Source organism: Flavobacterium sp. AC267 (genome assembly GCF_979258715.1).
Map to the genome: position 1 here is coordinate 655,240 of NZ_OZ409875.1, position 13,177 is coordinate 668,416.

The 13,177-nt window shown below is 33.8% G+C and carries 9 protein-coding genes and 3 pseudogenes; 3 read left to right on the top strand and 9 right to left on the bottom strand.

Features of this window, described 5'->3' with window-relative positions:
• Positions 1 to 132: 132 nt before the first annotated feature.
• Entirely contained in the window at positions 133 to 735 is a 603-nt protein-coding gene (locus ACZZ95_RS03595; protein ID WP_095953905.1) for a lipoprotein signal peptidase, read from the bottom strand.
• 120 nt (positions 736 to 855) lie between these two features.
• Entirely contained in the window at positions 856 to 1,071 is a 216-nt protein-coding gene (locus ACZZ95_RS03600) for a hypothetical protein (protein ID WP_463468046.1), read from the bottom strand.
• A gap of 181 nt (positions 1,072 to 1,252) precedes the next feature.
• Here ACZZ95_RS03600 and ACZZ95_RS03605 point away from each other — a divergent pair, with 181 nt between their 5' ends.
• Together ACZZ95_RS03605 and ACZZ95_RS03610 are read left to right on the top strand one after the other, a co-directional pair.
• The gene (locus ACZZ95_RS03605) at positions 1,253 to 1,609 is read left to right on the top strand and encodes a roadblock/LC7 domain-containing protein (RefSeq protein ID WP_463468047.1); all 357 of its coding nucleotides are present in this window, start codon (positions 1,253 to 1,255) and stop codon (positions 1,607 to 1,609) included.
• A gap of 32 nt (positions 1,610 to 1,641) precedes the next feature.
• Positions 1,642 to 2,023, top strand: a pseudogene (locus ACZZ95_RS03610) (hypothetical protein).
• A gap of 244 nt (positions 2,024 to 2,267) precedes the next feature.
• Here ACZZ95_RS03610 and ACZZ95_RS03615 read toward each other — a convergent pair.
• From ACZZ95_RS03615 to gdhA, 6 genes and pseudogenes are all read right to left on the bottom strand, one after another.
• Positions 2,268 to 2,648 (bottom strand): TraR/DksA family transcriptional regulator, encoded by a 381-nt coding sequence (locus ACZZ95_RS03615; protein WP_095953902.1) that lies wholly within the window; start codon positions 2,646 to 2,648, stop codon positions 2,268 to 2,270.
• Between the two features lie 7 nt (positions 2,649 to 2,655).
• Positions 2,656 to 6,059 (bottom strand): annotated as a pseudogene (gene ileS / locus ACZZ95_RS03620) (isoleucine--tRNA ligase).
• 130 nt (positions 6,060 to 6,189) lie between these two features.
• Positions 6,190 to 6,903: a DNA repair protein RecO gene (gene recO, locus ACZZ95_RS03625; protein ID WP_463468048.1), complete on the bottom strand. Its 714-nt coding sequence runs from the start codon at positions 6,901 to 6,903 to the stop codon at positions 6,190 to 6,192.
• Between the two features lie 96 nt (positions 6,904 to 6,999).
• Positions 7,000 to 8,340 carry a type IX secretion system anionic LPS delivery protein PorZ gene (gene porZ, locus ACZZ95_RS03630; RefSeq protein WP_463471618.1) on the bottom strand — a complete coding sequence of 447 codons (1,341 nt, stop codon included), beginning with the start codon at positions 8,338 to 8,340 and terminating at the stop codon, positions 7,000 to 7,002.
• A complete protein-coding gene (gene porZ / locus ACZZ95_RS03635) occupies positions 8,315 to 9,286 on the bottom strand; it encodes a type IX secretion system anionic LPS delivery protein PorZ (protein ID WP_463468049.1) in 972 nt (323 codons plus the stop codon). Before porZ (ACZZ95_RS03635) ends, porZ (ACZZ95_RS03630) begins: the two co-directional genes overlap by 26 nt.
• A gap of 123 nt (positions 9,287 to 9,409) precedes the next feature.
• Positions 9,410 to 10,753 carry an NADP-specific glutamate dehydrogenase gene (gene gdhA, locus ACZZ95_RS03640; protein WP_463468050.1) on the bottom strand — a complete coding sequence of 448 codons (1,344 nt, stop codon included), beginning with the start codon at positions 10,751 to 10,753 and terminating at the stop codon, positions 9,410 to 9,412.
• A gap of 322 nt (positions 10,754 to 11,075) precedes the next feature.
• Between gdhA and ACZZ95_RS03645 the strand changes: the two are divergent.
• Positions 11,076 to 11,872, top strand: a pseudogene (locus ACZZ95_RS03645) (THC0290_0291 family protein).
• Positions 11,873 to 11,958: 86 nt separating this feature from the next.
• On the opposite strand, the gene ACZZ95_RS03650 reads toward ACZZ95_RS03645, so the two are convergent.
• Positions 11,959 to 13,101, bottom strand: a complete 1,143-nt coding sequence (locus ACZZ95_RS03650) for a cystathionine gamma-synthase (RefSeq protein WP_463468051.1) — start codon at positions 13,099 to 13,101, stop codon at positions 11,959 to 11,961.
• Between the last annotated feature and the right edge of the window lie 76 nt (positions 13,102 to 13,177).

Here is a 13,177-nt window from a genome sequence, read left to right on the forward strand (position 1 = left end):
TTAGTATTGTAAAAATAGCACAATTAAATATTAAATCCCAATAAAGAAAAATTCCAAATTCCAATTTTTGAAGCACTAATCGCAAACAAATATTGGAATTTGGAATTTTTAATATAGTATTTTTAAAAATAATTAATGTTTTGGAAACGCCCTTTTATTGAAAACCAAAAGTATACCTACGCCTGTAGAAATTGCCATATCGGCAACGTTAAAAATAGCATTAAAAAAAGCAAAGTGTTTTCCACCGAAAAAGGGAAGCCAAGTTGGAAGATTTCCTTCCCAAATAGGAAAATAAAACATATCCACCACTAAACCATGAAACCAAGTTCCGTATGGAACTGGCGAAAAAATTGTTGCCAAATTATGAGTACTGTCATCAAAAATAACTCCGTAGAAAACAGAGTCAATAATATTTCCTGCCGCTCCAGCAAAGATTAAAGCAATAGCCACTATCAAATATGTTGAATGACGCTTCTTTATGGAGTCAGAAAGCCACCAGCCAATTCCGAAAACAGCAAAAATTCTAAAAACGGTTAAAATCAATTTTCCATATTCTCCAGGTATTTTTGTTCCCCAAGCCATACCTTCATTTTCAATAAAATGAATTTTGAACCACTCAGCCCCCATCACTTTTACTTCTTCTCCAAGAATAAAATTTGTTTTGACATAGATTTTAGAAAGCTGATCAACAATTAAAACTAAAAATATAAGGAAGTACGCTTTTCGTAATGACATTTTCTGATTTTTTGATGGGCAAAAATAACAATTAAATCAAAAAAAACGCTCCTTATGGAACGTTAATTGTTTTGTAATAAACTGCAGAAAGTTTATCTGCCACTCTAAACCCATGAAAGTTTACTTTTTTACAGGCACTTTTGCGGGTGTTTTTGGACTGTCGGAGAAAAAATCTGAAATCGATTTGAATATTCCTTTGCTCTCTTTTCCGGCGACAAGCTTTTTAGCTTCACCCTTTTTTACATCTGCTTTAAACTTGATACGCAGTTTTTCAAAATCTTTCATTCTGCGCTCTACGTCAGAGTTTACTTCTTTGAATTTCAATACTTTAGCCATAATGTAAGTTTTTTACAGTAAATAATTTAAATTATTAATGATTTGGTATTACAATGATACATAAATTAATTTATATTTGTTAAATAAAATTAACACTTGTTTAGGATGATTCGCTATTAATTTCTCAAACAAATACCAAAATAAACTGAATTTAACATTCTTCCCAAAATCCTACAAAATCATGAATGAAATTACAACTACCTTAAATGACTTTCTTGTCAGCACAAAATCGACCGCGACATTAATCTTAAACGGAAAAGGAAAACTAATCACCTCCTTAAACCTAGACTACGGAGACAGTATTGCCGCAATGAGTGCCGCAATTTTATCAATGAGCGAAAAGTTCTTAATTGACTTAGAAAAAGGCTCATTAAAACAACTATATTTAAAAAGTGCAGAAGGCGTTATTGTTGGAAACAAAATTAGCGGCTCTAATTTTATTGTTGCTTTCTCAAAAGAAGGAAGCAATCTTGCATTACTGATGCGCTCAACAGAAGAAGTATCTGCTGAATTAAGCAAAAATTCCCTACTGAAATAACATAAATCTATTAACAAACAAACCCACAAACTATGAGTAATGATTTTTTAAACGTGTTTTTAAATGAAATGAAAACAAACGTAAACGGCTTTATCGCTGTCGCTGTAACAGAAATTGAATCTGGATTAAGCTTTGGAAATTTAACAATCGACCCAGGTTTTGACCCAGAACTTGCGCTGACTTATAATTTAGAAGTTGTAAAAGCCAAATTAAATGCGGTAAAAGCCTTAAACCTCAACCAAGACATCGAAGATATTTTGATTACTTTATCGAATCAAATCCACATTATCGATATTTCTCCGAACAAAAAATTTATGATCTACCTTGCTTGCAGATGCTTCAAAAGCAAACCTAGGTATGACTAGAGCTATTCTAAGAAAGCACAAAGCTGAAGTTGAAAAAAACCTAGCATAAAAAATTACTCCATTTTAGAACTGTCTCTTAACGAGACGGTTCTATTTTTTTCTTTCAGTGACCCCAAATCGACTGCCTTTTTTATTCTTACAAAAAATCAGTCCTTGTTTTGAAAGTGTTTCTTTAAAAAATAATCCATTTCTTTCAAATCAAAAACAAGTCCTTACTTAGACTAATTCTAAAACATTAAACAAAACAAAAACGCCCCTAAAAAGGAGCGCTTATTTTTTTATTTCAGTGAATTTTATCTTTGCAAATTTTTAGCCTCGATACTCATTGTTGCATGAGGAACGATTTTAAGTCTTTCTTTGCCAATTAATTTACCTGTTACTTTGCAAATACCGTATGTTTTATTTTCAACACGGAAAAGCGCGTTTTTTAAATCACGAATGAATTTCTCTTGTCTGATAGCCAACTGAGAGTTTGCTTCTTTAGACATTGTTTCACTTCCTTCTTCAAAAGCTTTAAAGGTTGGAGAAGTATCGTCTGTTCCGTTATTCAAATCGTTCATATAAGCACTCTTGATTAAATCAAGATCTGCCTGCGCTTTTTGTATTTTTGCTTGGATTATCTCTTTGAACTCTGCTAAATCTGCGTCAGAGTACCTTGTAATTTCATCTATCATTTTATAATTATTTTGAAATTAATATCATTGTTTTAATATCATCAAACTCAATTTCTGTGCCGTTTTCTAAAGCGTCTACAAAAACCAAGTCATCTGTTAGTGTTTCAGACTTAATATAGTCTTCATTTTTTGAAACGGCTTCTTCTAAATTACCGTCTCTTTTAATTTGTACTTTAATTTTATCAGTAACTTCAAATCCTGAATCTTTACGGATATTCTGAATTCTGTTTACCAACTCTCTCGCAATACCTTCATTTTTTAATTCTTCAGATATTGTAATATCAAGCGCAACTGTAATTCCGTTTGAATTAGCAACCAGCCAACCTTCAATATCCTGTGATGTTATCTCGACGTCTTCTAATGATAAAGTTACATTATTTCCAGAAATAACAATATCTAACGTTCCCTGCTTATCCAACTGATTGATCTGATCTGCAGAAAAAGCTTGTATTTCCTTAGAAATCAACCCCATATCCTTCCCGAAACGTGGTCCAAGAGCTTTAAAATTAGGCTTAATCTGCTTCACCAAAATACCTGAAGCATCGTCTAAAAGTTCAATTTCTTTAACGTTTACTTCGGCTTTTACAAGGTCAGATATCGCTTCAATTTCAGCTCTCTGATTCTCGTCAAGTACCGGAATCATTACCTTTTGCAGAGGTTGTCGTACTTTAATCATCTCCTTTTTACGCAATGATAAAACCAAAGATGAGATCGTCTGCGCCTTCTGCATTTTGCTTTCCAACGTTTTATTAACAAAGTTTTCGACAAATTTTGGGAATTCAGCCAAGTGAACACTAGCAAAATCCTCAGTTCCCGTAGAAGCTGTTAAATCTCGGTACAATTTATCCATAAAAAAAGGAGCTACAGGAGCGCTTAATTTACTGATCGTTAACAAACAAGTATAAAGCGTCTGGTAAGTCGCAATTTTATCTTTAGCATATTCCCCTTTCCAGAAACGACGGCGGCATAAACGAACGTACCAGTTACTTAAGTTTTCCTGAACGAAGTCAGAAATGGCTCTTGTTGCTTTTGTCGGCTCGTAATCTTCATAACATTCATCAACAAATTTGATTAAAGAATGTAATTCAGAAATAATCCATTGATCAATTTCAGGTCTTTCGTTTAATGGAATTTCCGCTTCAGCGTATTTGAATCCGTCGATATTCGCATATAACGAAAAGAATGAATAGGTGTTATATAAAGTTCCAAAGAATTTACGACGCACCTCAGCAATTCCTTCAAGGTCAAATTTCAAGTTGTCCCACGGATTTGCATTCATGATCATATACCAGCGTGTGGCATCTGGACCGTATTCTTCAATAGTTTTAAACGGGTCAATCGTATTTCCTTTACTCTTAGACATTTTGATTCCGTTTTTATCCAGAACCAGACCGTTTGAAACTACGTTTTTATAAGCTACTTTATCAAAAACCAAAGTTCCGATAGCGTGTAACGTATAAAACCATCCACGAGTTTGATCTACTCCTTCTGCAATAAAATTCGCAGGAAAATCTTTATTCTCGTCGATTTTATCTTTGTTTTCAAAAGGATAATGCCATTGTGCATACGGCATCGCTCCAGAATCGAACCAAACGTCAATTAAATCGCTTTCGCGTTTCATTGGCTGGCCAGAAGCTGAAACCAAAGTAATTTGATCAACTACATTTTTGTGCAAATCAATTAAATCATAATTTGATTCAGACATGTTTCCGATTTCGAAACCTTTGAACGGATTTTCTTTTTGAAAACCAGCTTCGATAGATTTCTCAATAGCATTGTACAATTCTTCAACAGAGCCGATAAGAATTTCTTCTTTTTTATCTTCTGTTCTCCAGATTGGCAACGGAATTCCCCAATATCTAGAACGAGATAAATTCCAGTCGTTGGCATTTTTAAGCCAGTTTCCAAAACGTCCCTCACCAGTAGATTTAGGTTTCCAGTTGATAGTTTCGTTCAGGTCGAACATTCTATCTTTTACATCGGTTACTTTAATGAACCAAGAATCTAGTGGATAATATAATAACGGCTCATCAGTTCTCCAGCTGTGTGGGTAACTGTGCACGTATTTCTCAACCTTAAAGGCTTTATTTTCTTCTTTTAATCGAATTGCAATTTCAACATCAACAGATTTCTCTGGTGCCTGCCCTGCCTCGTAATATTCGTTTTTAACGTATTTGCCTGCTAAATCACCTAAGTGAGCAGTAAATTTTCCTTGTAAATCAACCAATGGAACTGCATTTTCTTCTTCATCCAAAACCAACATTGGCGGTACTTCTGGTTTTGCTTCTTTTGCTACTTTAGCATCATCTGCACCAAAAGTAGGCGCTGTATGTACAATTCCTGTTCCGTCTTCTGTCGTAACGAAATCTCCTGCGATTACTCTAAATGCATTTTCAGCATTTTGATATGGTAAAACATAAGGCAATAATTGTTCGTAACGGATCTCAACTAAATCAGCTCCTTTTGCTTCTGCTAAAATTTTGTACGGAAGTTTTTTATCTCCGTTTTTAACATTGTCAAAATCAGCATCGTCTTCGCTTAAGAAAAACCCTTTTCCGAATTGTTTTCCAACTAAGTTTTTAGCCAAAACAACATTAACTGGCTCAAAAGTATATTGATTGAATGTTTTCACTAAAACATAATCGATTTTTGGCCCAACTGTTAAAGCGGTATTCGATGGTAATGTCCAAGGGGTTGTCGTCCAAGCTAAAATGTGAATATCTCCAAAACCTTGTAAAAAGCTTGGCAAAGTTTCTGGTAAAGTTTTGAATTGCGCTACAATCGTAGTATCCGTAACATCTCTGTAAGCTCCCGGCTGATTTACTTCATGAGAAGACAATCCTGTTCCTGCTTTTGGAGAATACGGCTGAATCGTGTATCCTTTGTACAACAAACCTTTATCATAGATTTGTTTTAAAAGCCACCAAACAGATTCCATGTATTTTGGTTTATAAGTCACATATGGATCTTCCATATCTACCCAATACCCCATTTTTTCAGTCAAATCATTCCATACATCCGTATAACGCATAACGGTTTTTTTACACGCTTCGTTATATTCTTCGATGGAAATGGTTTTTCCAATATCTTCTTTTGTAATTCCTAATTCTTTTTCGGTACCCAATTCTACAGGCAAACCGTGAGTATCCCAACCGGCTTTTCTTTTTACTTGAAAACCTTTTTGAGTTTTATATCTGCAAAAAATATCTTTAATCGCACGCGCCATTACGTGGTGAATTCCTGGTAATCCGTTTGCTGAAGGCGGACCTTCAAAAAATACGAAAGGCTCAGCACCTTCGCGAGTTGTTACACTCTTTTCAAATATATTTTCTTTCTTCCAAAAATCAAGAACTTCAGACGCCTGCAGACTGGCAGGTCAAGTCCTTTGTATTCAGTAAATTTTGTGCTCATTTTATCCTTTTCTTAAACGAGGTGCGAAAGTAAGGAATTTTGAGGAAAATAGATAAAAGATGACAGAAAAAAGACTAATATCAGGAAATATATAATTGATTTTTCAATAAATATTGGTCTTTTGTATGATTTAAGAGAAAACTTCTTTTAAAATATCTAAAGATTTAGGCTTTTTAAATCCGTCTAAGTGCAGACTGTAATAATCAATGAGGATTTTGAGCAGTATTTGTCTTTCTAAAACATGAAAGACTTTTTGATCATTATCAAATCTTAAATCCAATAATTTTTTAAATAAATCAGTTTCATGCTCAGAGAGTACAGTTCCATTTTGAAAAAGCGTAAAAACACCTTCATTCATTTCAAAAAATGGCAGATCTCTTTCTGAAAGATCGGGATAAAAACCAAGGTATTTGGTAATTTCCAACAGCATGATTAAATGGAAATTAGAAATTTCATCATGATGATCCAGCCACGTTAAGGCCGTTTCTAAAAAAACAAAAAGCGGTTCGTTTTTTTCTTCTTCCTGAATAGAATAATGAAGCATTTCTGAAAGAAACATTACCATTGTTCCCTTTATAATATCTGTATGAATACTTTGAAAAGGAACTGCACTTTTAATTTCTTTAAAGTTTTCCAGCGTGCCTTTATTTTTATGAACGGCTTCAATTTCTAAAATCGAAAAAGGCTGAAAATACGCAATCTTCTGACTTGCTTTTTTACTTGAGAAAGCATCGCGCACAAAATAAGATTTCAATCCGCTTGAGAGCGTAAAACATTTTACGATCAAGCTTTTCTCCTGAAATTTTAAAGATGAAATTACTATTGCTTTGGTTTTGACTAACAATTTTAGATTTTAGATTTTAGATTTTAGATTTTTTGAATACTAAAATCTGATGTCATTTTTAAACTGAATACCGAAAACTGAGACTGCGACTGAATATTATCGAATAATCATTACTTTTTTAACTTTGGTTTCACCGCCGTCTTGGGCCGAAATAAACACCATATAAACACCCGAAGCTACTTTATATTTACCAAAAGCCGTTGTATCCCACTCTATTGTTCCGCCCGAGGATGTTATTTCATAAACTAGATTTCCTTCGATATCTGTGATTTTCACATTGGCTTTATCTATTAATCCGGCAACTTTTACGGTTCCTGTATAAGTTGGACGAACTGGATTTGGATACACATAAACGTTATTCAAATTGTCATTTGCTCCAGTTGCGATTCCGTTAAAGGAAACCATTCCTTTATTAGTCACAATAAAAACTTCGCCGGTTTTGCTGTTTATTTTTACATCGTTTACATAATTACTTGGCAGTGGAGAATTGTTTATTGTAAAATGATATTTGGTTTCCTGTCCATTTGGAGAAACCATAAAAACACCAGAATCTGCCGTTCCTATCCATTTATTGTTTGCTCCATCAACAGCAATTGAAGTAATAAACTGCTCATAAAGTAATTCCTGCGCAAGATCATCTTCCTGAATAATTATTGCGTTTGCTTTCAGCTGACTGTCCGATTGAAAGTTTGCTACATTAGACAAAACCCTTAAACCTTTTGTGGTTCCAATCCAAAGCTGATTTTTTGTATCCAGCGCTATCGTTCTAATATCTGCAATTGGCAGATTCCCAACATCGGTACCAAAAGTCATTTTTTTAAATGTATTAGTTGTTTCATTAAAACCAACAACACCATCTCTATTTGTTCCAATCCATTTTACATTGTTTCGATCTACAACTATGCTTGAGTAACTGATATTTTCTGCATTATCAAAAATTGAAGTCATAGAATAACTTCCCCATTGTCCATTTGTTTTTAAAACTTTCAGCCCGTTTTTAATTCGGCTGTTCGTTATCCAAAGATTGCTGTTTTTATCAAAGGCATTTGCATTTACACGCACATCTATGTAATCTGCACCAGCATTTGTAATAGATTCTAAACCGCTGTTTATTTCGTTATATAAAAAATTAGGAACTTCGTTTTCAATCTTTAGTAATCCAGAAAAAAATGAACTGGCATAAACTTGTTTTTCGTTGTTTGGATTTACAAGGATTCTGGTAATTGATTTCGCATCATAAACTTCAGAATATGGAATATTTAACCAGCCCGAAGTATTATACCTGCTGATTCCGTAACTATCTAAAGGATAAGGATCATAAGAAGTATCATAATCTCCATAAACTGCCCACAAAGTATTTGGAGTTACATCTATAGAAAAAATATTATTTCGTACTGGTCCTGACGGCGTATTATTTTGAAAAGATGCTTGCAGTATTTAGAGTAGAAAAAAACAATCCTTTTTCTTTGGTTCCAATAAAAAGCTGATCTCCAACTGCAGTTGCGCGACTAAAATTCAAAGTGTTATCTAAAACCTGAGAATTAGTAATCTGTCGATTTAAAATCATTTGATTGCTATACACATAAACCGTATTTGCTGTGGTAACAAATAAATTATGATTCTTGGCCCTCATATCGGCGTACGCTTGCGGTAATTGTGTAAAACCTATAAAAGTATTCGAATTAAAGCGATGAATATATCCTGTATCATTTACTGCGATCAATTCTGTATCTAAAGCCTCAACAGCAGACCAATTTCCTGTATTTACAACACTCCATTGATTATAATCAATCAAATTAGCATTTGTACTATCCGCTTTTCTGATACCGTTTGAAGTGGCAACAAAAATAAATCCGTTAAAATAAGTGGTTTGCTTTACGCTAATTTCAGCTCCATTATCACCAATAAAATAGGTATCGCCAAATTGAGAAGTATTCAAATTAAACTGTACAATTCCGAAATCACAAGAAACATAGACTAAACCGTTATGCTCCATAAAATGATTAATCTTTTTAATATTTGCTGGCGACTGTTTATTAATGATGTCCACTTTTTTTAAGATGCTTCCATCAGTTTCATTGACTAGAATTATTAAACCATTTTCGTAACCGATTATTGTTTTTTTGAATGCTTCGCTGTAATAAACTGCAGAAATAGTCTGACCAGAAAGTCCATCGACAGTAGTTGTGGTTTTTAAAATGTTTGTTGTAGTGTTTTTTGAAAACAAAGCATTTTCTGAAGCCGCAAAAATAGTTGTTGAAGACTCCGAAACATCCTTTATTTCATTAAATGAAAAATACCCCTGCCAAGACGATTTATTCTGTGCCTGGCAAAACTGAATTAGTGCTAAAAACAAAAAGCAGAAAAGTATCTTCTTCATCATATATGTATTCGAATAGACAAATATACTACAAACGAGATTATTTAATTTTGGTGCAAATAAAAAATGCCTCCGATTTATCTTGATAAAGACAATCGAAGGCATTTTAACATTGCAATTAAATTTTTAAACTACACCTTGCGCAAGCATAGCATCGGCAACTTTAACAAATCCGGCGATGTTCGCTCCTTTTACGTAGTTAACATATCCATCTTCTTCTGCACCGTATTTTTTACATTGGTTGTGAATTCCAACCATAATATCTTTCAAACGTAAATCAACTTCTTCGCTAGTCCAGTTTAAACGGATAGAGTTTTGAGTCATTTCTAATCCAGAAGCCGCAACACCGCCTGCGTTTGCCGCTTTTCCTGGAGCGAATAACACTTTATTATCTAAGAAAAGTTTAATAGCATCTAATGTAGAAGGCATATTTGCAACTTCTGTTACACATAAAACACCATTATCAATTAATTTTTGAGCATCCTCTCCGTTTAATTCATTTTGAGTAGCACATGGAATCGCGATATCTACTTTTACTTCCCAAGGGCTTTTTCCTTTATGGAAAACAGCATTTGGATATTTCTCTAAATATCTTTCGGCTCTGTTATCGCCCGTTGCTCTCATTTCAACCATATGGTCGATTTTTTCTCCAGAGATTCCTTCTTCATCATAAATATAACCATCAGGGCCAGAAATTGTAACTACTTTTCCTCCAAGTTCATTTACTTTTAAAGCCACTCCCCATGCAACATTTCCGAATCCAGAAATAGCAACTCGTTTACCTTTTACTTCATGACCAATTGTACGTAACATTTGATCTGTAAAATAAACTACTCCATATCCTGTAGCTTCAGGTCTAATTAATGAACCTCCGTAAGCCAAACCTTTTCCAGTTAAAACTCCAGTAAATTCATTTCTAATTCTTTTATATTGACCAAACAGATATCCAATTTCTCTTGCTCCAACTCCAATATCTCCAGCAGGAACGTCAAGGTCTGGACCAATATGACGGCATAATTCTGTCATGAATGACTGGCAGAAACGCATAATTTCTCCATCAGATTTTCCTTCTGGATCAAAATCAGAACCACCTTTTCCACCTCCCATAGGAAGTGTTGTCAAACTGTTTTTAAATACTTGTTCGAAAGCCAAAAATTTCAAAACAGATAAATTTACCGAATGATGAAATCTAATTCCACCTTTATAAGGTCCGATAGCAGAGTTCATTTGAATTCTAAAACCTCTATTTACAATAATTTCACCGTTATCATCTACCCACGGAACTCTAAAAATTATAGAACGCTCTGGTTCGGCTATTCTTAAAAGTAAATTTTTTCCATCGTATTTTTTACGTTCAGCAATAAATGGAATAACTGTTTCTGCAAATTCTCTTACCGCTTGAAGAAACTCTGGTTCGTTTGGATTTTTTGACTCAATAAGAGCCATAAATTCATTTATTTTTTGTTCCATATTTGAAATAAATTTTCAGATAATTTGATTTAATTTTTCCGTTTTCTGATCCAATTTTGAGTTTAAGAAAACGTTTTCGTTTTAACACACAAAGATATATCAAATTCTGATTCGCTGTTATATTTTTCACTTTTTTGAATCGATTTGTGTTTTTTTCAAACAATACAAAAAAACACATTTTACATGTAGGTGTTTACACGCAAATTACCCTTTAAAAGTTATCAAATTAAGTATTTTGCTACTTATTTTTCAATAGAACGTTTTAATATTTTGAATCGATTAGGTTTTTTATATATTTGCCGAGATTTGTAAGCCCTAAAAAATGTCTAAACACCTATTTATCACATTATTTGCCTTGTTAGGCATATCAACTGTTACATCAGCGCAAGCAGGCCTAGCTCAAGAGATAGGAATATACGCAGGACCCGTTACTTTACAGTCTGATTTTGGTGAAAGAAATAATTTTGACACAAATGCTGGAAACTCTGGATTTGGCATCGGAGTTATGCACTTTATCAACTTTTCGGCAAATAATAATAGAGAAAGTTTCTTTACTGAACATTTTAAAGTGAGATCAGATTTATCTTTTAGCAGAACCACTTTAAAACATTTCGGAAAATGGGTTGAATACAAACCAGACGGAGTATTTGCGCAACGAATTAAAAAACATGCATGCAAGTTCTACTATACTGGGTCTTGGAGCTCAAATAGAATTTTCTCCTTTCATGAAAATACACGACTTCGAAAATACAATTGGTAGTTTCAGTCCGTATGGAAGTGTAGGTTTCCAGGTAAGTTATTATTCTACTAAAGTAGGATCTCGTTTGGGAGACATTACTCTTCCTAATGTTACACCAGGAAAATACTTAACTCCATCTGACGGACGTGCACATGGATTTTCTTCTGAATCTGGTGTAGTTTTATCAGCAACAGCAAGCAGTTGGAGTACATTATAAATTAACTACAATGAGTGATTTAATGTTTGAAACTCGTTTTCAAATGTATAGCTCAGATTGGATTGATGGATTGAACCCAAACAAGGATCTTTACACAGAAAACAAATCTAATGACTGGCAGGTTTGGTTTAACTTTGGATATATACATTATTTGGAATTCTAGAAATATTTAAAATCCCTATAAAGAAAATCCCAAATTCCAAAATTTAGTAAAATTGGAATTTGGGATTTTTTATTTTGAAATTTCTTTTAAGCTAATGCCTGTTCTAAATCGGCAATTAAATCGTCAGCATCTTCAATTCCTACGCTTAATCGAACTAAATCATCAGTAATACCAACTTCTGCTCTTTTATCTGCTGGAATTGACGCGTGTGTCATTAATGCCGGATGATTGGCTAATGATTCTACGCCGCCAAGAGATTCTGCCAATGTAAATACTTTTAATTTCTCTAAGAAAGCAATAGAATCTTCCTTTTTACCCGATTTAAAATCAAAAGAAACCATTCCGCCAAAAGCTTTCATTTGCTTTTTAGCAATTTCATGAAATGGATGACTTTCTAAACCTGGATAATAAACCGTTTTTATTTTCGGATGATTATTCAAATATCCCACTACTTTTTCTCCATTTTCACAATGTCTTTGTACTCGTAAAGCCAAAGTTTTGATTCCTCTTAAAACTAAAAAGCTGTCCATTGGACCAAGTGTCGCTCCAGTTGCAAATTGCTGAAAATGCAATTGCTCTCCAAGTGCTTCATCTTTTACAATTAAAGCACCTGCAATAACATCAGAATGTCCTCCTAAATATTTTGTTGCCGAATGCATTACGATATCTGCACCTAAATCTAATGGTTTCTGTAAATATGGTGTTGCAAAAGTATTGTCTACCGCAAGAAGAATTTTCTTTGCTTGTGTAATTTTTGCTATTTCCTGAATATCGGCCAATTTCATCAACGGATTTGTCGGCGTTTCAACCCAGATTAATTTAGTGTTTTCATTGATCAGACTGTTCAATTTTTCAATATTGGTCATATCAACAAAATGAAATTTAATTCCCGAATCTTTATAAACACGAGCAAACATTCTATATGTTCCTCCGTATAAATCATCCATTGCAATAATTTCATCCCCAGCTTTAAAAGATCTTAACACACAATCTGTTGCGGCAAGTCCAGATGAAAATGCTAATCCGCGAGTTCCGTTTTCTATACTTGCCAAAGCTTCTTCTAAAGCGGTACGAGTTGGGTTTGATGCCCTGCTGTATTCATAATCACCTAAAGGCTTTCCTGGACTGGTTTGAACAAACGTTGAAGTTTGATATACTGGCGGCATAACTGCTCCTGTAGATGGATCATGGTGCTGTCCTCCATGTATAACTTTTGTATTAAATTTCATATAGTTATAAGTTTTAAATCTATAATTGTTGTACAAATTTACCGCTTAATTTATTTTATCGGGACACAACTTCTTA

What these genes read in the sequence shown, in the direction of transcription:
- ACZZ95_RS03650 (WP_463468051.1), bottom strand. Translation starts at nt 13,101, where the DNA reads ATGAAATTTAATACAAAAGTTATACATGGAGGACAGCACCATGATCCA.
- ACZZ95_RS03605 (WP_463468047.1), top strand. Translation starts at nt 1,253, where the DNA reads ATGAATGAAATTACAACTACCTTAAATGACTTTCTTGTCAGCACAAAA.
- ACZZ95_RS03595 (WP_095953905.1), bottom strand. Translation starts at nt 735, where the DNA reads ATGTCATTACGAAAAGCGTACTTCCTTATATTTTTAGTTTTAATTGTT.
- porZ (WP_463468049.1), bottom strand. Translation starts at nt 9,286, where the DNA reads ATGATGAAGAAGATACTTTTCTGCTTTTTGTTTTTAGCACTAATTCAG.
- ACZZ95_RS03615 (WP_095953902.1), bottom strand. Translation starts at nt 2,648, where the DNA reads ATGATAGATGAAATTACAAGGTACTCTGACGCAGATTTAGCAGAGTTC.
- gdhA (WP_463468050.1), bottom strand. Translation starts at nt 10,753, where the DNA reads ATGGAACAAAAAATAAATGAATTTATGGCTCTTATTGAGTCAAAAAAT.
- ACZZ95_RS03600 (WP_463468046.1), bottom strand. Translation starts at nt 1,071, where the DNA reads ATGGCTAAAGTATTGAAATTCAAAGAAGTAAACTCTGACGTAGAGCGC.